The sequence below is a fragment of the Faecalibacterium sp. OF03-6AC genome (genome assembly GCF_003478175.1).
Classification (GTDB): Bacteria; Bacillota; Clostridia; order Oscillospirales; family Ruminococcaceae; genus Faecalibacterium; species Faecalibacterium taiwanense.
Genome location: NZ_QUEN01000002.1, coordinates 23468 through 44210, shown reverse-complemented (window position 1 = coordinate 44210; position 20743 = coordinate 23468). Strand labels below are relative to the sequence as shown.

22 protein-coding genes are annotated in these 20743 nt (G+C 58.8%); 3 read left to right on the top strand and 19 right to left on the bottom strand.

All coding sequences use genetic code 11. From position 1 onward, the window contains the following. Positions 1 to 12: 12 nt before the first annotated feature. The 16 genes from rplV to DXA66_RS02255 all read right to left on the bottom strand — a co-directional run bounded on the left by rplV (position 13) and on the right by DXA66_RS02255 (position 14257). Positions 13 to 348, bottom strand: a complete 336-nt coding sequence (rplV, locus tag DXA66_RS02330) for a 50S ribosomal protein L22 (RefSeq protein WP_005921882.1) — start codon at positions 346 to 348, stop codon at positions 13 to 15. A gap of 18 nt (positions 349 to 366) precedes the next feature. Next, entirely contained in the window at positions 367 to 633 is a 267-nt protein-coding gene (rpsS, locus tag DXA66_RS02325; protein WP_005921883.1) for a 30S ribosomal protein S19, read from the bottom strand. A gap of 17 nt (positions 634 to 650) precedes the next feature. Continuing rightward, a complete protein-coding gene (rplB, locus tag DXA66_RS02320) occupies positions 651 to 1481 on the bottom strand; it encodes a 50S ribosomal protein L2 (protein WP_097777144.1) in 831 nt (276 codons plus the stop codon). 78 nt (positions 1482 to 1559) lie between these two features. Beyond that, positions 1560 to 1856 carry a 50S ribosomal protein L23 gene (gene rplW / locus DXA66_RS02315; RefSeq protein WP_005938030.1) on the bottom strand — a complete coding sequence of 99 codons (297 nt, stop codon included), beginning with the start codon at positions 1854 to 1856 and terminating at the stop codon, positions 1560 to 1562. After that, positions 1856 to 2479, bottom strand: a complete 624-nt coding sequence (gene rplD, locus DXA66_RS02310) for a 50S ribosomal protein L4 (protein ID WP_005938033.1) — start codon at positions 2477 to 2479, stop codon at positions 1856 to 1858. Before rplD ends, rplW begins: the two co-directional genes overlap by 1 nt. Before the next feature lie 14 nt (positions 2480 to 2493). Next, on the bottom strand, positions 2494 to 3126 hold the full coding sequence (gene rplC / locus DXA66_RS02305) for a 50S ribosomal protein L3 (RefSeq protein ID WP_005938036.1): 633 nt from the start codon (positions 3124 to 3126) through the stop codon (positions 2494 to 2496). A 97-nt stretch (positions 3127 to 3223) separates the two neighbouring features. After that, positions 3224 to 3535, bottom strand: coding sequence for a 30S ribosomal protein S10 (gene rpsJ / locus DXA66_RS02300; protein ID WP_005934923.1), 312 nt, complete (start codon positions 3533 to 3535; stop codon positions 3224 to 3226). Between the two features lie 729 nt (positions 3536 to 4264). Next, positions 4265 to 6019: an NFACT family protein gene (locus DXA66_RS02295; protein ID WP_118526581.1), complete on the bottom strand. Its 1755-nt coding sequence runs from the start codon at positions 6017 to 6019 to the stop codon at positions 4265 to 4267. A gap of 217 nt (positions 6020 to 6236) precedes the next feature. Continuing rightward, the gene (locus tag DXA66_RS02290) at positions 6237 to 7013 is read right to left on the bottom strand and encodes a Nif3-like dinuclear metal center hexameric protein (RefSeq protein WP_118526579.1); all 777 of its coding nucleotides are present in this window, start codon (positions 7011 to 7013) and stop codon (positions 6237 to 6239) included. 88 nt (positions 7014 to 7101) lie between these two features. After that, the gene (locus tag DXA66_RS02285) at positions 7102 to 7812 is read right to left on the bottom strand and encodes a class I SAM-dependent methyltransferase (RefSeq protein ID WP_118526577.1); all 711 of its coding nucleotides are present in this window, start codon (positions 7810 to 7812) and stop codon (positions 7102 to 7104) included. A 1-nt stretch (position 7813) separates the two neighbouring features. After that, positions 7814 to 8068 carry a DUF1858 domain-containing protein gene (locus tag DXA66_RS02280; protein WP_005938058.1) on the bottom strand — a complete coding sequence of 85 codons (255 nt, stop codon included), beginning with the start codon at positions 8066 to 8068 and terminating at the stop codon, positions 7814 to 7816. A 127-nt stretch (positions 8069 to 8195) separates the two neighbouring features. Then, entirely contained in the window at positions 8196 to 9068 is an 873-nt protein-coding gene (locus DXA66_RS02275) for a YitT family protein (RefSeq protein WP_165852911.1), read from the bottom strand. A 114-nt stretch (positions 9069 to 9182) separates the two neighbouring features. After that, the gene (locus DXA66_RS02270; RefSeq protein WP_118526573.1) at positions 9183 to 9884 is read right to left on the bottom strand and encodes a P-II family nitrogen regulator; all 702 of its coding nucleotides are present in this window, start codon (positions 9882 to 9884) and stop codon (positions 9183 to 9185) included. Positions 9885 to 9896: 12 nt separating this feature from the next. Next, on the bottom strand, positions 9897 to 11444 hold the full coding sequence (locus DXA66_RS02265) for a DUF1538 domain-containing protein (protein WP_118526571.1): 1548 nt from the start codon (positions 11442 to 11444) through the stop codon (positions 9897 to 9899). A gap of 153 nt (positions 11445 to 11597) precedes the next feature. Beyond that, complete coding sequence (locus tag DXA66_RS02260) at positions 11598 to 12914, bottom strand: NAD(P)-dependent oxidoreductase (RefSeq protein ID WP_118526569.1); 1317 nt, start codon at positions 12912 to 12914, stop codon at positions 11598 to 11600. Positions 12915 to 13051: 137 nt separating this feature from the next. Continuing rightward, positions 13052 to 14257, bottom strand: a complete 1206-nt coding sequence (locus tag DXA66_RS02255; RefSeq protein WP_118526567.1) for a nucleotidyltransferase family protein — start codon at positions 14255 to 14257, stop codon at positions 13052 to 13054. Between the two features lie 255 nt (positions 14258 to 14512). On the opposite strand from DXA66_RS02255, the gene DXA66_RS02250 reads away from it, so the two are divergent. Continuing rightward, on the top strand, positions 14513 to 15709 hold the full coding sequence (locus DXA66_RS02250) for an acetate/propionate family kinase (RefSeq protein ID WP_097777135.1): 1197 nt from the start codon (positions 14513 to 14515) through the stop codon (positions 15707 to 15709). A 308-nt stretch (positions 15710 to 16017) separates the two neighbouring features. Continuing rightward, positions 16018 to 16305, top strand: a complete 288-nt coding sequence (locus DXA66_RS02245; protein ID WP_005921120.1) for a zinc-ribbon domain containing protein — start codon at positions 16018 to 16020, stop codon at positions 16303 to 16305. A gap of 113 nt (positions 16306 to 16418) precedes the next feature. On the opposite strand, the gene DXA66_RS02240 is transcribed toward DXA66_RS02245, so the two are convergent. Continuing rightward, positions 16419 to 18038 carry a phosphatidylserine/phosphatidylglycerophosphate/cardiolipin synthase family protein gene (locus DXA66_RS02240; RefSeq protein ID WP_118526565.1) on the bottom strand — a complete coding sequence of 540 codons (1620 nt, stop codon included), beginning with the start codon at positions 18036 to 18038 and terminating at the stop codon, positions 16419 to 16421. Positions 18039 to 18223: 185 nt separating this feature from the next. Between DXA66_RS02240 and udk the strand changes: the two genes are divergently transcribed. Next, positions 18224 to 18853, top strand: a complete 630-nt coding sequence (gene udk, locus DXA66_RS02235; protein ID WP_118526563.1) for a uridine kinase — start codon at positions 18224 to 18226, stop codon at positions 18851 to 18853. Between the two features lie 71 nt (positions 18854 to 18924). Here the strand turns inward: udk and atpC are convergent, their stop codons facing one another. Both atpC and atpD read right to left on the bottom strand, forming a co-directional pair. After that, on the bottom strand, positions 18925 to 19323 hold the full coding sequence (atpC, locus tag DXA66_RS02230) for an ATP synthase F1 subunit epsilon (protein ID WP_118526561.1): 399 nt from the start codon (positions 19321 to 19323) through the stop codon (positions 18925 to 18927). A 3-nt stretch (positions 19324 to 19326) separates the two neighbouring features. Further along, complete coding sequence (atpD, locus tag DXA66_RS02225; protein WP_005938088.1) at positions 19327 to 20721, bottom strand: F0F1 ATP synthase subunit beta; 1395 nt, start codon at positions 20719 to 20721, stop codon at positions 19327 to 19329. Positions 20722 to 20743: the final 22 nt, after the last annotated feature.

Sequence of the window (20743 nt, the reverse complement as noted above, 5' to 3'; positions counted from 1 at the left end):
TGTTTTCCCTCCTTACTCTTTCTCTTTCAGAACAACGGTCATGTGGCTGGTGCGCTTCAGGATGCGGTAGCCGCGGCCCTGTGCACGAGGCATCATGCGCTTCAGCGTCGGGCCGGGGCAGACGTAGCACTCGGCGACGTAGAGGTTGTTCTTGTCCATATTGAAGTTGTTTTCCGCATTAGCGGCTGCAGACTTCACCAGCTTCAGAAGGGGCTCACAAGCTGCCTTCGGGGTGTACTGCAGGATTGCCAGCGCTTCGTCCAGGGGCTTGTTACGGATCAGGTCCATAACGATAGACACCTTACGAGGACTAATGCGGGCATAACGAAGAATTGCCCGAGCTTCCATGTTGTGTTCCTCCCTCTATTACTTAGAATTACCAGTGTGGCCCTTGAAGGTACGGGTGGGAACGAACTCACCCAGCTTGTGGCCAACCATGTCCTCAGTCACATACACAGGCACATGCTTGCGGCCGTCGTGGACGGCAAAGGTGTGACCAACGAATTCGGGGAAGATCGTGGAGGCGCGGCTCCAGGTCTTGATGACCTGCTTCTTGCCGGAAGCGTTCATCGCTTCAACGTGCTTCATAAGAGCAGCCTGGACGAAAGGTCCTTTTTTAATGCTTCTACCCATTGTCTTAAACTCCTCTCTTACTTACCTGCACGCTTCACGATCAGCTTATCGGAGCGCTTATGATGCTTGCGAGTCTTGAGACCCAGAGCGGGCTTGCCCCAGGGAGTCATAGGACCGGAGTGACCAACAGGTGCGCGGCCCTCGCCACCACCGTGGGGATGGTCGCAGGGGTTCATGACGGTACCACGGCTGCCGGGACGAACGCCCATGTGGCGCTTGCGGCCAGCCTTGCCCAGGTTGACGTTCTCGTGGTCGATGTTGGAAACCTGACCGATGACTGCGGTGCAGTTCACGGGCACGTTGCGCATCTCACCAGAGGGCAGACGAACCAGAGCGTAGCCATTCTCCTTAGCCATCAGCTGAGCCATGTTGCCAGCGGAACGAACCAGCTGAGCGCCGCGGCCGGGATACAGCTCGATGTTATGGATGATGGTACCGACGGGGATGTTCTCGAAGGGCAGGCAGTTGCCGGGCTTGATATCGGCAGACTTGCTGCTGACGACCACATCGCCCACCTTCAGGCCATCGGGAGCAATGATGTAGCTCTTGACGCCATCGGTGTACTCGACCAGAGCGATGAATGCGCTGCGGTTCGGATCGTACTCGAGAGTCTTGACGGTAGCGGGCATATCGGTCTTCTGACGCTTGAAGTCGATGACACGATACTTGGTGCGGTTGCCGCCGCCCTGATGACGGACGGTGATGCGACCGGTGTTGTTGCGGCCGCTGTGCTTCTTCATGGGCTCCAGCAGGCTGCGCTCGGGAGCGACCTTGGACAGGACGCTGTAATCCGTGACGGTCATGCCGCGGCGGCCCGGAGTAGTGGGGCCATACTTCTTGATAGCCATAATGCTATTCTCCTTTGTTTATCTTATGAATTATTATCGGGGTCATATCCCCATAGAGGAACCCTCGGCGGGTTCGGCTTAGACCATGCTGTTGAAGAACTCGATCTCCTTGGAGTCCTTGGTCAGGGTCACGATAGCCTTCTTGGATGCAGCGGTGTAACCGGCGTGCATACCCTGGCGGCGGAAACGGCCGCGCACAGAGATGGTGTTGACCTTTGCGACCTTAGCGCCCGGGAACAGGACCTCAACGGCCTGAGCGATCTCGACCTTGGTAGCATCGGTAGCGACCTTGAAGGTGTACTTCTTGTCAGCGATGCCAGCCATGGAGTTCTCGGTAATGACCGGCTTCAGGATGATATCATGTGCGGTTTTCATTAGCCAAGCACCTCCTCGAGCTTCTTAGCTGCGTCGACGCTGATGATCAGCTTGTCGGCGTTCAGCACATCGTAGGTGTTCACGCTGCCTGCGAAGGTGGTCTTCACACCGGCAATGTTGCCAGCGCTCTTGACGAACTTTGCATCGACAGTCTCGTTGACCAGCAGGTTCTTCTTGCCGGCACCAACAGCGTTCAGCATTGCAACCACGGTCTTGGTCTTGTACTCATCGCAAGCGAACTTGTCAACAACGACCATGTTGCCATTGGCAGCCTTGTCGGACAACACGCTCAGCAGAGCCAGACGCTTGACCTTGTTGTTGATGTGGTAGTTGTAGCTGCGGGGCTTGGGGCCCAGAGCGACGCCGCCGTGAGTCCACTGCGGTGCACGGATGGAACCCTGACGAGCGTGGCCGGTGCCCTTCTGACGCCAGGGCTTCTTGCCGCCGCCGGAAACTTCCATGCGGATCTTGGTGTTCTGGGTGCCCTGACGCTGGTTGGCCAGGAAGTTCACCACAGCAATGTGGACAGCCTTCTCGTTCGGGGTGATACCGAACACGGCGTCGGAAAGCTCGATCTCGCTAACATGCTGACCGTTCATATCGACTACGTTAAACTTTGCCATTGTAGCTTTCCTCCTTACGCCTTCACGCTGTTGGCCAGAGTGATGATGGTGCCCTTGGAACCGGGGACCGCACCCTTGACAGCGATCAGATTGTTCTCGGTGTCAACCTTGACAACAGTCAGGTTCTGCACGGTGACGCGCACAAAGCCCATGTGGCCGGGCAGGCGCTTGCCGGGGAACACGCGAGCAGGGGTAGAAGTGGAACCGTTAGAACCTGCATGACGAGCAACAGGACCGGTGCCGTGGCTCTCACGCAGACGGTGCTGACCGTAGCGCTTGATAACGCCCTGGTAGCCCTTGCCCTTGGAAACGCCCACAACGTCCACCTTGTCGCCCTCTGCGAAGACATCAGCCTTCAGCACGTCGCCAACGTTCATTGCGGAAACATCTTCCAGACGGAACTCGCGCAGGGTCTTCTTGGGGGCAACGTTTGCCTTCTTGAAGTGGCCTGCAGCTGCCTTGTTGACCTTCTTGGCGGAAACCTCGCCGAAGCCCAGCTGAACAGCCTGGTAGCCATCGCTCTCGACGGTCTTCTTCTGCACGACGGTGCAGGGACCAGCCTCGATGACGGTGACGGGGACGACCTTGCCGTTCGCGTCGAACAGCTGGGTCATACCGACTTTCTTGCCGATAATGCCTTTAACCATTTTCTTTTCCTCCTGTAAAGGTTATTGGTTGGCAGCGCACGTCACTGCCAACATGACCCCTCGGGAAACGAGGGCATCGAATTTGATCGAGTGTCTTTTACAGCTTGATCTCGATGTCCACGCCAGCGGGGAGCTGGAGGCTCATCAGAGCCTCGACCGTCTTGTTGGACGGCTTCAGAATGTCGATCAGACGCTTATGAGTGCGGCTCTCGAACTGCTCGCGGCTATCCTTGTACTTGTGGGTAGCGCGCAGAACGGTAACGATCTCACGATCGGTGGGCAGGGGGATGGGGCCGGACACGCGTGCACCGGTGTGCTTTGCGGTCTCCACGATCTTCTCTGCTGCGGCATCGATCAGCTGAGCATCATAGCTCTGCAGACGGATTCTGATTTTCTCTTTGACTGCCATTGCTTACGCCTCCTGAAAAAATTGATTTTGCCCTAGGCGAGCCGATAAATTGCTCTACACAGTTCCGGGTGTTCCTCGATTTGGCACTATAAAAACCGGTGAACCGCATGGCAGTTCTCCCGGAAACATATTAGCAAATCAAATCCGAACATTGGTTCCGCCCGTTTCGCAGAGGAGTAACTTCTCTGCCGAGGGAACGTATTCCATCGCTGTCAGTAATTCTTTCGCCCGGTTCTAAGATCGGACATACTCCGCGGAAATAACCCATCGCAGCTATCGCCGGATGACAACCTCCCGCATCTACGCATATCGCTGGCCTGCACGACTTGTATCGCACAAGCCCTTTGCAGCCGAGAGTTATTCTATCACACCTTCGTGCATTTGGCAAGTGTTTTTTAGAAAAAAGAACGAATTTTCTTTTTTATTTTCTCCGTTTTGTCAAAGAGCGCATTTTCTGTGCAAGATGCACAATCCGCAGACTTTTCTGCCGGTGGAAAACTCTGCCGCGCCCGCTGCGCAGTGCTTAGTATGGGCTGTTCTGCCGCTTTTATACATATATAATAAAAAGCAGGGCCGGAGCACTACCGTCCTCGCCCTCTCAGTCAAAGCCTGTCGGCTTTGCCAGCTCTCCCAAAGGGAGAGCCCTTGGCAAAGAGGGAAACTTTTCCGTACTGCCAAGGGCTCCCTCCGTGAGGGAGCTGGCGCGTAAGCGCCTGAAGGAGTTCGTTTTTACTTTTTCTTCAGCTGCTCCTCCAGCCCATCCCGGGGCGTGATGTAGACGGTGGTGTACACCTCGTACAGCACCATGCCGGGTTTGGCACCGCTGGCTTTCCAGATGTTCTTCACCTCAGTGGTGTCCACCGCCACCTTGGCACCGGTGCCCGCCTTGTAGGTGCTGGAATAGATGACTGCCAGCTCGGCGGCCTCCTGCTTGGTGGTGTCCGGGATCTCCTCGCCCCGGCTCATGACCACAACGTGGCTGCCGGGGGCCTTCTGCACATGGAACCACAGGTCTTTGCCCCGGGCGGTGTGGAGGGTGAGCTTGTCGTTCTGGGCGTTGTTGCGGCCCACCAGGATCTCAAAGCCATCGGTGGAAGTGAACCGCAGGAAGTCTGCAGGCTTCTGGCGCTTATCCCGCTGCTTGTAGTATTTCAGGTAGCCCTGACTCTTCAGCTCTGCCCGGATCTCGTTGAGGGCCGCTTCACCGGAAGCGGACTCCACCTCGTAGAGCACCGTTTCCAGATAGGCGATCTCCTTTTCACCCTCTGCCAGCAGGTCCACCAGCATCCGGGCGGCGGTCTGCTTCTTTTTGTAGTTCTTGAAGAAGTTCTGAGCGTTCTGGCTGGGTGTGAACCGCAGGTCCAGCGGGATGGTCACTTCCTTGCCCTCGTCGTACCAGTTGGGCACGGTGATGCTCTTCATGCCCTTCTGGGCCAGATAGAGGTTTGCCGAGAGCAGCTCACCGTACAGACGCAGCTTTTCGCTCTTGCCGCTGGCAGCAAGCTCTTCCTGACGGGCGGCCTGCTTGCGCACGGCGCGCTCGTACATATTGTGCACGGCCTTGTGCAGCTCCTTGCTTTTGGTGCGCAGGCGTTCCGCGCGGTCCTTCTCAGCGTAGTAGCCCTCCAGCATGGCGTTGAAGGAGGGCCATTCCTTTATTATATACTTTTCGCCGTACTGCTGCGGGCGGAAAAAGGTATACTCGATGGGCTTTCCGCTGGGGTCGGTGACGCTGCAGGGCGTACCGCCGGTTGCGTGCTCTTCCTTCAGCTCGTCGATGGCGGCCATAAGCTTGCGCTTCTGTTCCTCGGTCAGCTCATTGGCGGGCAGATGTTCGCCGTCAAAGGCACGCCATGCAGCTTCGCGGCAGACCACCGGGCCAACACCGGCCACGGTCTTGTTGAGGGCATCTGCCACCGGCAGATCTCTCTGGCAGGCTGCTGCCACGATGGACGCACTGCTCACCAGCAGGAAGTCCGGTCTTGCAGGCTTGGGCGGCGTGGTGTAGGGCAGGCCCGGCAGCAGCTGGCGCACATCGCTGTCCTCAAAATCCACGCGCTTGAGTGCGTCAATGATCTTGCCGTTCTGCACCAGAACCAGATTGGAGTAGCGGCCCATCAGCTCGGCACACAGGGTGTTGCGCACAAGGTCGCCCATCTCGTTGGTGCACTGGAAATCAAAGTAGACGATGCGGTCTCCCGGCTCCATGTGCACATCCAGCAGCCTGCCGCCGGTCAGGTGCTTGCGCATCAGCATGCAGAAGGAGGGCGGCGTCTCCGGGTTTTCAAAGCTTTCTTCGGTCAGGCACACCCGGGCAGAACCGCTGCGGGCCGAAAGCAGCAGCGCATAGGTATCGGTGCGGGTGCGCAGGGTGAGCACCAGCTCATCGCGGGTGGGTTCAAATAGTTTTGCGATCTTGGCGTCGGTCAGCGTTGCTTTGAGCTCTGCTGCCGTAAGGGCCAGTGTCGCGGCATCCAGTGCCATAGTGTTTACCTCGTTTATGATTTGGAATGGAAATTCTTTTATTTTAAGCGGCCTCGCCCTCTCCGTCACGGCTAACGCCGTGCCACCTCTCCCAAAGTGAGAGGCTTTGGCAGTCTACGCAAGGTTCATGGTTTTGCCAAGGGCTCTCCCCTTGGGAGAGCTGTCGAGCAGATGCGAGACTGAGAGGGCGAGGCCGTTCACCTTATTGCAGCTTTTCTTATAAATACGTATACGGATCCCGGTTTTCAGTGCTCACCAGCACTTCCAGCTCCGGCAGGGCGGCGCGCAGCTTTGCAGCCACGGCGGCAGTCACCGGAAATTCGGTGGCATAGTGGCCCGCCGCAATGAGCGAAAGGCCCAGCCGCTTGGCATCGATGGCGTGGTGGTGGTTGGCTTCACCGGTCAGCAGGCAGTCCGCGCCCATAGCAATGGCATCTGCAAACAGGCTTCCGCCCGCACCGCTGATGACCGCCAAGCGCTTGACCGGCTTACCCGCATCCACAAACTTCACCTGCACCGCCGGGCCGTTCTTCGGCTGGTTGCAGCGCGCAGCAAGCTCCTGCTGTGCCTTGCGGGCAAGCTCCGGAACCGCGATTTCTTCAATGGCTCCCACACGGCCGCAGCCCTCGGCAAAGGTTTCCATATTCTTCATGTCAAAGATGCCTGCCAGCACTTCGTTCACGCCGCCCTCGGCAGCATCCAGATTGGTGTGCATACAGATGGCAGAAATGCCCGCCTGCACCAGCTGGAACGGCACATCCTGCGGGCCAAGCCTTTTGAGCGGGTCAAAAATGACCGGGTGGTGGGACACGATCATCTCACACTGCTTTGCGGCGGCTTCCTCCACCACCTCAGGGGTGATGTCCAGCGCCGTCAGCACACGGTGCACCGCGCCGCCGCAGTCCACCAGCAGGCCGGGATTGTCCCAGCTTTCGGCCAGTTCCAGCGGCGCGATGGCCTGCATTGCTTCGTATATCTGATTAACTGTTATCATATCTTCACCATCCTCGCCCTCTCCGTCATTGCTTACGCAATGCCACCTCTCCCATGGTGAGAGGCCTTGGCATTCCATGCAACGTTCATCATTTTGCCAAAGGCTCTCCCTTTGGGAGAGCTGGACGCGAAGCGGCCTGAAAGGGCAAGCCAGCTAATAAACTATCGATTTCCTGCGCAAGCGGACTGCCATCCGGCACGCCAAGGCGCATCCGGGGCAGCTTTGCCTTCTGCCAGTCGGCGTAGCCTTTTCCCTCGGGCCACTCTCCCGTACTGCCAAACAGGCACTCGGCAAAGGTGGGCGCATACACCCTGCCGGTGTACTCCGCCGCCATCACCGCGTACCAGCGGCCCGCCGCCTGCACCGGGCGGTCGGCTGCAAAGGAGAAGCCATGCTCCCACAACCAGCGGCGCAGCGCGTCGTGGCGGGTGGCCGGGATCATGATGATCCGCGGCCCTCCCACGGTGAACACCCACGGGGCTTTCTCTAAAATTTCCCAAGTGGTCTGGGCGGAAACGCCCGCCAGCACGATGCTGCCTACTTCGTTCTCCGTAAGCACAGAAAGACCGTCGCCAAGCCGAAGCTCAGCGCGGTCTTTACAGCCTGCATGTTCCAGCGTCTGCTCTGCCTTTGCCAGCGGGCCGGGCCGCAGGTCGGCACCGATCACCTTCGGGTATTTTCCCGAAGCCGCCAGCACCGCCGTCAGCTTGCCGTGGTCGCAGCCGATGTCCGCCACCGGCTCTCCCGGCCGCACAAGCTCTGCGGCGGCAGCCAGACGCGCATCCAGTGTGGGCAGCAATTTATGCCTTCTTTGCGGCCAGATGCTCGTTCAGCTTTTCGATCAGCTCATCGCAGTCCACGCCGTGGACAGCACAGGCCTCCTCGATGCTCTCGCCGCGGGATGCAGGGCAGCCCAGACAGTGCATGCCGATCTCCATGAAGTAGGGAGCGGTGGTCTGGTCCATATCCAGGATATCGCCGATGATGGTCTCGCGGGTCACCTGCTTTGCGTCCTTGTGTTCTTCCTTCTTGAGCATATTGAAAATATCAAACATGATGGTTTTCCTTTCTGTATGGGGGGTCTTTTGCGGTAAAACCTACCGTCTTTCTATACTATACCCCAAACCATGCCTGTTTTGCAAGAGCCTTGCGGAAAATCCGCTTTCCTTAAAGCCCTCCCCGTCACGCCTGATAGTTCTTTTCCAGCGAGAAGCCGCGCCCGCTCACCTCGGTCACATGGCTCACGATCATAAAGCAGGTGGGGTCGATGGCATGGGCCAGCTTTTCCAGCTTCGGCAGCTGGCGGTTGCTCACGATGCTCAGCAGCACCTGCTCCGGCTCGTGGCTGTAGCCTCCCTCGCCATGCAGCACAGTCACGCCGCGGTCCAGCTGGATGAAGATGGCTTCGCGGATATCATCGGCGTGCTGGCTGATGATCTTTACCTCGGTGCGGGTAGTGCCGAAGATGAGCACCTTGTCCAGCACCACCGTATACACGATCACCATCACGATACCGTACAGACACTGCTGCAGCGGGCTGAACGCCGCCTGCAGGCAGAGGATGAGCATATCGAACACCAGCATACTGGCCGACACCGGGATGTGGAAATATTTGTTCAGCACCAGCGGAGGGATGTCCATGCCGCCGGTGGATGCGCCTGCCCGGATGGTGATGCCCAGCGAAACGCCTACGCCGAGGCCTGCAAAAATGGTGTTGAGCACCAGATCATCGGTGAGCACAAAGCCTGTGAACACCCGCTCCCACAGAGCCAGAAACAGGGGGCTGAGCACGGTGCTGGCAATGGTGGTGATGGCAAAGCGCCGCCCCAGCAGCACCCAGCCCACCGTAAGCATGGTCATGTTGATGACGAACAACACACCGGACACCGGCAGTCCCAATGCACGGTTGATGCCCAGTGCGATGCCGGTGGCACCGCCGGTGATCAGGCCTGACGGCACAAGAAACAGCACCACCGTGAGCGCATACAGTGCATTGCCCACGATGATGGACAGCGAATTGAATGCGATCTGCTGCTCATATGAAAGCTTTATCATCTTTTGTCCCTCGTTCTTGAATTTCTTTCTTTTATGATAACGAAAAAATCCGCATTTATCAAGCGTTTCGCCCATAAATGCGGAATAATCCCGGAATAAATTACATTTTGTTGTTTACTGCGCAGAGGTCTCCTGCACCGGTTCCTCGTCCTCCAGCAGACGCAGACCGGCGGTATCCGTCACCGGCAGCGAGAACACGATCGCACCCGCCTTTGGCCCGGCACCGTCCATGATGGCTTTCATGATGCGGTTCTTTTCCGGCGTGCGGGCCACGATGAGCACCAGCTCCTTTTCGTTCACCAGCTCCACGCCAAGGAACTGGGCTGCGCCTTCCATGCCGGTACCCTTGGCGTGGATCACCGTGCCACCGCCGGCACCTGCGGCGCGGGCGGCATCCATAATGGTGCCGGTGTGGCCCTGATTGGCGATCACCAGCAGCAGTTCGTAACGGGTATCCTTCAAGGTGCTCTCCTCCTTCAATGTCAGCGGCTGGTGCTGGGTGAGGAACATCAGCGCCCTTCTGCCGCCGATGCTGCTCAGCGGCACCGTGAATGCAATGCCGGTGCCCGGCACGTCGATGCGCATTTTGCGGCGCAGGTCTGTCCGGACGGCCTTCCATGTATCCTCTGTCACCACCGCCAGCAGCACCGCCTTCTCGGTCTTTTCCAGACCCAGCGTGGCCAGCGTTTCCCGCACGGCGGTGCCGCTGCCCACAGTGCGCAGGCTCACATTCACGCCGTGGCTCTCATACAGCTGCAGAAAGGCATCGGTGGAGCGGCGGTCGGTGATGGTGACCAGCAAAAACAATGTACTCATACCGCACCCTCCTTACAGTTCAATGATATCATCGTCCGGCAGTCCGGCAAAGGCCTCACCCACGGCCGCAGGCTGCAGCCGCCGGGCCTTGCGGGTGCGCAGCTGTGCCACAAGGCCCATCAGCTGCACCGTGATGAGCGGCGTCATGGCGACCATCGCCACCACGCCGAAAGCGTCGGTGACGATGTTGCCTCCCACCGCTACGCATGCGCCCTGTGCCAGCGGCAACAGGAAGGTAGCCGTCATGGGGCCGGAAGCCACACCGCCCGCGTCAAACGCGATGGCTGTGAAGAGCTTTGGCACCACAAAGGAGATGCCGATGGCAAACACATAGCCCGGCACGAGGAACCACAAAATGGAAATACCGGTGAGCACCCGCACCATGGCAAGGCCCACCGAGATGGAAACACCTGCCGAGAGTGCCATGCCCATGGCCTTGGCCGAAATGGCACCGTCGGTCACCTCTTCCACTTGCTTGTTCAGCACATAGACGGCCGGCTCGGCCTTGACGATGAAGTAACCGATGAGCATTCCAATGGGAATGATGATCCAGCGGAAGCTCTGCCCGGCCAGCACCTGACCCAGATAATTACCGGCGGGCATAAAGCCCACATTTGCGCCGGTGAGGAACAGCACAAGGCCCACGTAGGTATACGCAAGACCCACCGCAATGCGGCCCAGCGACCGGCGGTCCATGTGCAGAGCCGCAAATTGAAAAATGCCGAACATCACAATGATGGGCAGCAGCGAGACAGCGATCTCTTCCAGATACGTAGGCAGGCTGACATGGAACAGCTGCCACAGCTCCACCGAGTCGCTCACCTCCGGCAGCACCGGCGGGATATAGGTGCTGTCCGAGGCGCGGAACACGATGCCCAGAATGAGCACTGCCAGAATGGGGCCGATGGAACACATGGCCACCAGACCAAAGCTGTCGTCCGCCGCGTGGCGGTCGCCGCGGATGGACGAAACACCCACGCCCAGCGCCATGATAAAGGGCACAGTCATGGGGCCGGTGGTCACACCACCGGAGTCAAAGGCCACAGCAAGAAATTCCTTGGGCACAAACGCCGCCAGAAGAAAGATCATGCCGTAGAACAGCACCAGCAGCTTTGGCAGCGAGATGCCAATGAGCATACGCAGGAAGGCAAACACCAGAAACAGGCCCACGCCCGCCGCCACCGATAAAATAAGGGTGCGGTTCGGGATGGAGGGCACCTGATTTGCCAGCACCTGCAGGTCCGGCTCCGAAATGGTGATGAGGAAGCCCAGCAGAAAGCCGATGCCCAAGATCACCGGCAGCTTCCGGCTTTTGGTGATCACCGCACCCACGCGCTCGCCCATGGGGGTCATGCTCATCTCCGCGCCCAGTGTGAAGAACATGATGCCCACCACGATCATGGCGGCACCCAGCAAAAAGCACAGCAGGATGCTGGGCGACACCGGCGCAATGGTAAAACAGAGCACCAGCACGATGGCTGCAATGGGCAGCACTGCCTGCAGCGCTTCCAATAATTTTTCCCGCAGTTTCGGGAGGGATGCTTTCAGGATAGCGTCCACCGCCTTTCACCGTTTTATATCCAGTTTGTACAAATCAGGAGTAAGTATATGAATAGTATACAAGGCAAAAGCCGCCCCGTCAACAAACGGAGCGGCAAAGATCGGCAAAGACGCAGAAGCTTTACAGTTTCTTCCAAGTTTGTCTTTATTTCGTCAGATCTCCTGCTTTGCCAGCACGTCCGAAGTGGGGGTCTGGAACACCGGGATATTGGCATAGGGGTCAGCCACTTCTTCTGCAGGCAGGCTCTTCATGTAGGCATCCATGGATTCGGCCACCTTCTTGGCCACAGCCACCGCCTCCACCACGGTGCGTGCGCCCATCACGGCATCGCCGCCGGCAAATACGCCCTCGCGGGTGGTGCTGCCGTCCTCGCTGACGGTGAGCAGACCCTTCTGGTTGGTCTCGATGCCGGTGGTGGTCTTGACGAGGTTGCTCTCCGAGCCCTGACTGACCGACACGATCACGCCGGTGTGGGGGTAGAAAATCTCACTGCCCTCCACCTGAGTGAACCTGCCATCTTCGCCCTTGACGGTATCGCGGCAGATCAGGCCGTTCTCCCGGATCTCCACCGGTGCTTTGCAGAAGCGGAAGCCCACGCCCTCCAGCTTTGCATAGCTCACCTCGTACTCGGAGGCGCTGATGCAGCTCTCGTCGCGGCGGGCATAGCAGGTGACGTGGCGGGCACCGTTGCGGATGGCGGTGCGGGCGCAGTCCATGGCAGAGTTGCCCACGCCGATCACGGCAATATCGCTGCCCAGACGGAACGCCTTGGAGTTTGCCAGATAGTCGATGCCAAAAGCTACATTTCCCAAAGTTTCGCCCTTGATATGCATGGCGTTGGCCTTCCACAGACCGGCACCGATGAACACGCTCTTGTAGCCGTCGCGGAACAGATCATCGATGGTGATGGTCTTGCCGATGGTGGTGTTGGGCCGCACCTTGATGCCCTTCAGCTCCAGATGGCGGTACTGGAAATCGTCCAGCACGCTGTCCGGCAGGCGATAGTTGGGGATACCGTAGCGCATGACGCCGCCAATTTTATCGCGGGCATCAAAGATGGTCACATCGTAGCCCCAGCGTGCCAGCAGCACCGCAATGGTCAGGCCCGCCGGGCCGGAGCCAACGACTGCCGCCTTCATGCCGTTTTTGGGGGCAGGGCCGGCGGTCATTTTGTTGGCGTAGGTCGTGGAAATGTAGTCCTCAATAATGGAGAAGTGCACCGGGTCGTGGCTGGGCATCCGGTTGCGCACGCAGTGGCCCTCGCATTGGTTCTCGTGGTTGCACACCAACGCACAAACGGTGGTCAGCGGGTTATTCTCAAACAGCATCCTGCCAGCTTCGTCCATCTGGTTTGCCTTGAGCAGCCGAATGACCTCCGGGATGTTGGTGTGGATGGGGCAGCCCTGCTGGCACAGCGGCTTTTTGCAGCCCAGACAGCGGTTGGCTTCGTCCAGAACATGAAGTGCCATGAAGTTTCCTCCTTATTGCGTGCGGTTTTCCGATTTCATTCTCATTTGTTGTATCCAACATTGCATTGCTTTAATCATACACCACAAACCGTCCGGGCACAAGTGTTTCTGCATAAATTTTTTTCGATTATTTTTTGTCAATTCGTCAAAAAGATAATTTTTTGACGATATGCTCTGCCCATCGGCCCGGGCACCCGGCGGCACAGTGCGCCAAAATCGCTGGCTCCTGCCTGTGCCGCCGCCATGCGGGCGCAGGCATCGTTTTCTTTTTCCAGCTTTGCCAGCGAGTGGCTCACCGGCAGGGCTGCATGCTTCAGCAGCACAAGTGCTTCCCGCCTTGCCCCCAGCAGGTGCAGATAGGGCGGCAGAGCGGGCACGGTATCTGCCGTATAGCCCAGTGCGGCATCCATGGCAAGGCGGCGCATCCGCGCCCGGGGGTAGCGCACAGTGGTCAGCGCGTCCAGCAGCTGGGGCAGGCCGGTGCAGCTGCGCACGGCGTTTTCCAGCCGGTGGTCAAGCCCCTCGGAAACACCCCGCACTGCGGCAAAAGCTTCCGGCCGGGCACAGGCCGCCCGCAGCAGAGCCAGCTCGCACCGGCCCGCAGCGGCATAGTCGGTATACATTCCGTCAATTTCCGCTTTTTTATACAGCTCCAGTGCTTTTTCCGGCACATAAGGAGTCAGCGCATCCGCGCCCTGCTCTGCCCAGAGGGCACGCAGCGCGCTGGCGCTGGCAAACTGTGCGTGGCCGCTTTCGGCAAGGGCCTGCCCGTGGCCCGCCCCCACGCGGGGCAGCGGCACCGGGGTCATGGGTGCCTCCTGTTCCAGAATGGCCTTGCAGTATTCCACTGCCAGATTGTTGTTGGGCTTATCCAGCAGCGCGGCCAGTGCCGTGCCCGGGCAGAGCGTTTCCACCGCCGCCTGCCGCGCAGCCGCAAAGCTGCGGGCACCGGCTGCAAGCTGGCGTTTCAGCTCGGTGCGGTAGGCTGCGCTGCACAGCACCCGGGCAGCTTCCATCAGCAGGGCTGCGTCCGGCATCTCTGCCCCGAACACCAGCGCATCGCACCCGGCGGCGGCAAGGATGCGCACCCCCGCCCGGGCAAAAGCCTCTGCCCCCGCACAGGCACAGGGCGCAGGCAGCGCAAATATCAGATCTGCCCCGCACTGCAGGGCGGCCTGCACCCGCACCGTTTCCGGCAGCAGCGGCAGTGCGCCGCGCTGGGTCAGCCCGCAGCTCATGGCCACCGCCACATGCTGTGCTCCCAGCGCTTTTGCCTGCGCCAGCTGCCATGCATGGCCGTTGTGAAAGGGGTCGTACTCTGCAATGATACCGGCAAATTTCATAGATGAGCTCCTCTGCAGGGCTGCTGCGCCCTCGGAAAGATTGTTAAATTTATATCGTATATACAGAAAACTGCAGTGGTTTTGCGCATTTGTGGGCAGGATGTACAAAAACCTTGTACACAAGCTTTACCGCTTTGCCCGGGTTGCGGCTTGAAAAGCCGCCCACCCTATTATATAATAAACACAGGAATCTGTAAAATTCTGTCCTCAGGTTTAAAAAGAGGGCAGACCAAAAACATACAGGAGGCAACACAGATGAAAGTTCTGGTTATTAACTGCGGCTCTTCTTCTCTGAAGTATCAGCTGATCGATATGGACGGCGAGAAGGTGCTGTGCAAGGGCCTGTGCGAGCGCATTGGCATGGAAAGCAGCATGATCACCCATGAGGCAAACGGCCACAAGGCCACCACGCCCGCCATCTTCCCCACCCACACCGAGGCATTTGCCGAGGTCGTGAAGAAGATGACCACCGGCGAAGGCAAGTGCATCAACGACGTGAGCGAGATCGATGCCATCGGTCACCGTGTCGTGCACGGCGGCGAGAAGTTCAAGGAGAGCTGCCTGATCACCGACGAGGTCATCGAGACCATCCGCGAGCTGAGCCCTCTGGCTCCCCTGCACAACCCCGCCGGCATTCTGGGCATCGAGGCCGCACGCAAGGTGTTCGGCAACATCCCCATGGTGGCTGTGTTCGATACCGCTTTCCACAGCACCATGCCTCCGAAGGCTTATATGTACGCCATTCCGTATGAGTACTATGAGAAGTACGGCGTGCGCCGCTACGGCTTCCACGGCACCAGCCACAAGTACGTTGCGCACAAGGCTGCCGAGTATCTGGAAGAGCCCATTGAGCGCCTGAAGCTGATCACCTGCCATCTGGGCAACGGTTCCTCCATTGCCGCTGTGGATCAGGGCAAGGTCGTGGACACCTCCATGGGCATGACCCCGCTGGCCGGCCTGATGATGGGCACCCGCTGCGGCGACCTGGACCCCTCTGTGGTCAACTACCTGAAGTACACCCTGAACATCACCGGCCACGAGCTGGACGAGATCCTGAACAAGAAGTCCGGCCTGCTGGGCATCTCCGGTGTTTCCAGCGACAAGCGTGACGTGGAAGAGGCAGCTGCTGCCGGCAACAAGCGCGCACAGCTGGCTTCCGACATGCTGAACTACCAGATCAAGAAGACCGTTGGCGCTTACATCGCTGCAATGGGCGGCGTGGATGCCATCGTCTTCACCGGCGGCATCGGCGAGCACGACGCAATTGCCCGTGCAAAGGTCTGCCACCACATGGATTGGCTGGGCATCCGCATCGATACCGAGAAGAACAAGCACCCCGTGGGCGATGTGTGCGAGATCACTGCCTGGGGCGCAAAGGTGCGCACTCTGGTCATTGCTACCGACGAGGAGCTGATGATCGCCCGCGACACCAAGGAAGTCGTCGAGAAGTAACCGTTTTCCAAAGGGCTTTGCAGGGGCTGCTGCACGGAATGTGCGGCAGCCCCTTTTTCATCTTCCGGCAGTTATTTTACCCAAATCAGCCCTGTCGGATTGTGCTATCTATACAAATAGCAAGGCGAATGGTTGTTTTTTGGTTGACAAATTTCAAAAAGAACGGTACAATAGAAAAGTCCTCAATTGGAGGACGTCCATTCATTCAAGCCCCTGGTAAGCTTACTGATCAGCGCGATGGTCCCAAAACCAAAGGTATGGTTACAATCCTTCCGTGGGCAAGAACTAACTAAAGAGGAGATACTACTATGTTTGAAGACAAGACTCTGGTCTGCAAGGACTGCGGTAAGGAATTTGTTTGGACTGCTGGTGAGCAGGAGTTCTACGCATCTCGCGGCTTCGAGAATCAGCCCCAGCGCTGCAAGCCCTGCCGTGACGCCCGCAAGAACGGCGGCGCACGCAGCAACAGCGGTGAGCGTCAGATGTTCGATGCTGTCTGCGCAGCTTGCGGCAAGGCTTGCAAGGTCCCCTTCCAGCCCCGTGAGGACCGTCCGGTCTACTGCTCTGACTGCTTCGCTCGCATGAAGCAGAACTAAGCGCTGATTTTTATTTAAATCGGTAACAAAAGGCCCGCTGTCGAAAGGCAGCGGGCCTTTTTGTATTCAGAGCTTCTCCTGTCTGCTTACGCAGCCATGGCGGAAGGAGTCTTTCACACCAGCGGCGCAATAAACTTGAGCAGGATGCCCGCCAGATGCAGCAGCTTTTTGCCCTGCCAGATGCTTTCTTTCGTCTGCTCCACCCTGCGGCACCGGGTGAGCGTATCCTGAAAATCCGCTTCCATGTTGGCAATGCAGTCGGTGCCGCGCATCCAGACCGCGTTTTCAAAGTGATGGTACAGGCTGCGGTAGTCCAGATTGATGGTGCCCGCCACAGCTTCCACGCCGTCGGCGATCACGATCTTCGCATGGGTAAAGCCGGGCTGCCACTCGCTGATCTTCACACCCGAAGAAATCAGCGCCTTGTAGTGGGTCTTGGCCAGTGCATAAACGAACCACTTATCCGGCTTGCCGGGCAGGATCAGGTGCACATCCACACCGCGCTCTGCCGCAAAGCGCAGGGCCGTTTCCAGCTCGCCGTCTAAAATCAGATACGGCGTGATGATGTGCACATACTTCCGGGCGCGGTTGAGCATATCCATGTACACCATTTCGCCCACCCGCTCACCGTCCAGCGGGCAGTCTCCGTAGGGCACCACAAAGCCCTTGGCGTTTGCTGCCGCCGGGATGGGATCGGACAGGAACTGCTCAAACTCCGGCTGACGCAGGATGCACCACATCTGCAGGAACAGCGCCGTCATGGAGCGCACACCTTCGCCTTCCAGCATCAGGGCCGAGTCCTTCCAGCGGCCATACTTTTCGATGTGGTTGATGTACTCATCTGCCAGATTCACGCCGCCGGTAAAGCCCACCTGGCCATCAATGACCAGAATTTTGCGGTGGTCGCGGTAGTTGTAGTGAGTGGAAACGAAGGGCGTGACCGGCGAGAACACCTTGCACTGGATGCCCAGCGCTTCCAGCCGGCTGGGGTAATCCCGCGGCAGGGTGGAGAACTCGCAGGTGCCGTCATACATCACCCGCACATCCACCCCCTGCGCCGCCTTGCGGGCCAGCACTTCCAGAATGCGGCCCCACATCAGGCCTTCATCCACGATGAAATATTCCAGAAAGATGTATTTTTTTGCCGTTTCCAGCTGGCGCAGCATTTCATCGAACATAGCTTCGCCGCCGTTGAAGTAGGTGGCCACCGTGTCGGCATAGACCGGAAAGCCGCCTCCCTTGCCCCGCAGATACCGTGCCAGCGGCATCGCTTCGGGTGCCTGCGCCTGCAAAAGCTCCACGGTCTGCTCATTCTGCGGCAGCTGGGCGCGGGTCTGGCCCTCCAGATCCAGCAGGCGGCGCTTCAGGGCATTGTGGCCCACATCACTTTTGGTGTACCAGAACAGCGGCACGCCCAGCACCGGCATCAGCGCTGTGACCACCAGCCATGTAATGCGCACGCTGTTGTCCATGTCCTGATTGAGCAGATAGACCATCATTGCCGCTGTTACCAGCAGGGTGCCGCCAAAATAATGCGGCAGCAGCCCGCCGAACCACTGCAGCAGGCTGAACAGCGCGAACGCCTGTAAAAGCAGCAGAACCAGCACTAGGCCAAAACGGCTGAAAATAGCGTGTACCACGCCCTTCTGTCCCCGTTTGAGCAGGCGGATGCCGCCATCCTCAAACACCCGGACCTTGTCCTTCATATTTTGCTGAAACTGTTTTTTCTGCATGGCATTTTTCCTTTTCTCCCACATTTGCAGCCCCCGGGACTGTAAAAATGTGCCGGTTTGTGTTATGATGTACAGGAACAAGCCCGCCCGGCGCTGTGTCCCGGACAGGCAGCTTTGCACCTATTATAATCCATTCCTGCCCTTTTTTCCACCCAAAACGGCAGGATGATGCAGGAGGGACCCCTATGAATAATCTGATCATTGGCATTGCATGCGGCTCCGGCAGCGGCAAGACCACCCTTGCTCTGCGGCTGAAGGAGCGTTTTGGCGAGGATGAAGTGCGCCTGATCTCCCACGACAGCTATTACAAGCGCCACGACGAGCTGCCCTTTGAGGAGCGCTGCAAGCTGAACTACGACCACCCGGATGCTTTTGACAACGCTTTACTGATCTACCATCTGCAGGAGCTGAAGGCAGGCCGCGCCATCGACTGCCCGGTGTACGACTACTCCAACCACAACCGCAGCGACAAGGTACAGCACATCGAGCCCGCACCGGTGCTGATCGTGGAAGGCATCCTGCCCTTTGTGGAGCCGGAGCTGTGCGCCCTGTTCGACTACAAGATCTTTGTGGATACCGATGCCGACGAGCGCATCCTGCGCCGTCTGGTACGCGACGTGAAGGAGCGCGGACGCAGTCTGGACAGCGTGATCGAGCAGTACCTGACCACCGTCAAGCCTATGCACGAGGCCTTTGTGGAGCCCAGCAAGCGCAATGCGGATATCATCGTGCCCAACGGCGGCGAGAACACCACCGCCATTGAAATGCTGGCTCACCACATCCGCAGCCTGATCGAAAAGGCAAACATGGTGTAAATTTCTACTTCATTTTTTGCACGCAAAAGGAGCCACTGCACAGTTGGTGCAATGGCTCCTTTTTTCTTGTCTCAGTGGATAGAGGTACGCACCAGTGCGCGCTTGAGACGCGCCTGAGCCAGCTCGTAGTCCTTCTGGTCGAGGTTCTTCTTCGCAAGGATCTCCTCCGCGCGCTTCTTGGAAGCCTCAGCGCGGGCCTGATCGATCTCCTCGGCCCACTCCCATGTGGTGGCGACCAGACGCACTTCGCCATCCAGCACGCTCAGCAGCCCGCCCATGCAGGCGGCGCGGCGGCGCTGGCCCTCGGCATCCACGATATGGGCTTCGCCCATGCCCAGCGCGGTGCAGTAATCCCCGTGTTTGGCAAGGATGGCCAGATCGCCGTCAATGGCGCGGCAGACGATGCGCTCGGCCTGCCCGTCAAAGGCGCAGCCGTCCGGCGTGACCACCGTCAGATGAAAGGTCGTCATGGTTTACCCTTTCTTCGCTTTTGCGAACACGTCATCGATGGTGCCCGCGAACAGGAATGCGCTCTCGGGCAGCTCGTCGCACTCGCCGTTCAGGATCATCTTGAAGCCGCGCAGGGTCTCCTTGAGCGGCACATACTGGCCGGGCATACCGGTGAACTGCTCTGCCACGTGGAAGCTCTGGCTCAGGAAGCGCTGCACCTTGCGGGCGCGGCTGACCGTGCGCTTGTCTTCCTCGCTCAGCTCGTCCATGCCCATGATGGCAATGATGTCCTGCAGCTCCTTGTAGCGCTGCAGCACCTTCTGGACGGCGCGGGCGATCTCGTAGTGCTCCTGACCCACGACCTCCGGGCTGAGGATGCGGCTGGTGGAATCCAGCGGGTCCACAGCGGGGTAGATGCCCTGCGAAGCGATATCACGGCTCAGGACCGTGGTGGCATCCAGATGGGTAAAGGTGGTGGCAGGGGCCGGGTCGGTCAGGTCATCGGCGGGCACATAGACGGCCTGCACCGAGGTGATGGAGCCCTTGCGAGTGGAGGTGATGCGCTCCTGCAGAGCACCCATCTCGGTGGCCAGCGTGGGCTGGTAGCCAACGGCGGAGGGCATACGGCCCAGCAGTGCGGACACCTCAGAGCCTGCCTGCGTGAAGCGGAAGATGTTATCGATGAAGAGCAGCACATCCTGATTCTTCACATCGCGGAAATACTCCGCCATGGTCAGGCCGGACAGTGCCACGCGCATACGGGCTCCCGGGGGTTCGTTCATCTGGCCATAGACCAGCGCAGTCTTGTTGATAACGCCGCTCTCGGTCATTTCGCCGTACAGGTCGTTGCCCTCACGGGTGCGCTCGCCAACGCCGGTGAACACCGAGTAGCCGTTGTGCTCGGTGGCGATGTTATAGATCAGCTCCTGGATCAGGACCGTCTTGCCGACACCTGCACCGCCGAACAGACCGATCTTGCCGCCCTTTGCGTAGGGGCAGATCAGGTCCACGACCTTGATGCCGGTCTCGAGGATCTCGGTGGTGGACTGCTGCTCCTCGTAGCTGGGAGCAGGGCGGTGGATGGGCCAGTAGGCCTCCGGGGCCGGGGCGGGCTTGTTATCCACGGGCTCACCCAGCAGGTTGAACACGCGGCCCAGACACTGGTCGCCCACGGGCACTTTGATGGGTTCGCCGGTATCCACGGCTTCGGTGCCGCGCACCAGACCATCGGTACTGTTCATTGCAATGCAGCGCACCACGTTATCGCCGGTGTGCTGTGCCACCTCGACCACCAGCTTTTCGCCGTGGTTGTCGATCTCGATGGCGTTGAGCAGCTCCGGCAGCTGGCCATCCTCAAACTGGATGTCCAGCACCGGGCCGATGACCTGGAGCACCTTGCCGATATGTTTTTCGGACATAGGCTACAACTCCTTTTTGATA

Excerpts from the sequence above, each read along its gene's own strand:
- rplV (WP_005921882.1), bottom strand. The coding sequence starts at position 348 with ATGGAAGCTCGGGCAATTCTTCGTTATGCCCGCATTAGTCCTCGTAAG.
- rpsS (WP_005921883.1), bottom strand. The coding sequence starts at position 633 with ATGGGTAGAAGCATTAAAAAAGGACCTTTCGTCCAGGCTGCTCTTATG.
- rplB (WP_097777144.1), bottom strand. The coding sequence starts at position 1,481 with ATGGCTATCAAGAAGTATGGCCCCACTACTCCGGGCCGCCGCGGCATG.
- rplW (WP_005938030.1), bottom strand. The coding sequence starts at position 1,856 with ATGAAAACCGCACATGATATCATCCTGAAGCCGGTCATTACCGAGAAC.
- rplD (WP_005938033.1), bottom strand. The coding sequence starts at position 2,479 with ATGGCAAAGTTTAACGTAGTCGATATGAACGGTCAGCATGTTAGCGAG.
- rplC (WP_005938036.1), bottom strand. The coding sequence starts at position 3,126 with ATGGTTAAAGGCATTATCGGCAAGAAAGTCGGTATGACCCAGCTGTTC.
- rpsJ (WP_005934923.1), bottom strand. The coding sequence starts at position 3,535 with ATGGCAGTCAAAGAGAAAATCAGAATCCGTCTGCAGAGCTATGATGCT.
- DXA66_RS02295 (WP_118526581.1), bottom strand. The coding sequence starts at position 6,019 with ATGGCACTGGATGCCGCGACACTGGCCCTTACGGCAGCAGAGCTCAAA.
- DXA66_RS02290 (WP_118526579.1), bottom strand. The coding sequence starts at position 7,013 with ATGATAACAGTTAATCAGATATACGAAGCAATGCAGGCCATCGCGCCG.
- DXA66_RS02280 (WP_005938058.1), bottom strand. The coding sequence starts at position 8,068 with ATGTTTGATATTTTCAATATGCTCAAGAAGGAAGAACACAAGGACGCA.
- DXA66_RS02275 (WP_165852911.1), bottom strand. The coding sequence starts at position 9,068 with ATGATAAAGCTTTCATATGAGCAGCAGATCGCATTCAATTCGCTGTCC.
- DXA66_RS02270 (WP_118526573.1), bottom strand. The coding sequence starts at position 9,884 with ATGAGTACATTGTTTTTGCTGGTCACCATCACCGACCGCCGCTCCACC.
- DXA66_RS02260 (WP_118526569.1), bottom strand. The coding sequence starts at position 12,914 with ATGGCACTTCATGTTCTGGACGAAGCCAACCGCTGTCTGGGCTGCAAA.
- DXA66_RS02255 (WP_118526567.1), bottom strand. The coding sequence starts at position 14,257 with ATGAAATTTGCCGGTATCATTGCAGAGTACGACCCCTTTCACAACGGC.
- DXA66_RS02250 (WP_097777135.1), top strand. The coding sequence starts at position 14,513 with ATGAAAGTTCTGGTTATTAACTGCGGCTCTTCTTCTCTGAAGTATCAG.
- DXA66_RS02245 (WP_005921120.1), top strand. The coding sequence starts at position 16,018 with ATGTTTGAAGACAAGACTCTGGTCTGCAAGGACTGCGGTAAGGAATTT.
- DXA66_RS02240 (WP_118526565.1), bottom strand. The coding sequence starts at position 18,038 with ATGCAGAAAAAACAGTTTCAGCAAAATATGAAGGACAAGGTCCGGGTG.
- udk (WP_118526563.1), top strand. The coding sequence starts at position 18,224 with ATGAATAATCTGATCATTGGCATTGCATGCGGCTCCGGCAGCGGCAAG.
- atpC (WP_118526561.1), bottom strand. The coding sequence starts at position 19,323 with ATGACGACCTTTCATCTGACGGTGGTCACGCCGGACGGCTGCGCCTTT.
- atpD (WP_005938088.1), bottom strand. The coding sequence starts at position 20,721 with ATGTCCGAAAAACATATCGGCAAGGTGCTCCAGGTCATCGGCCCGGTG.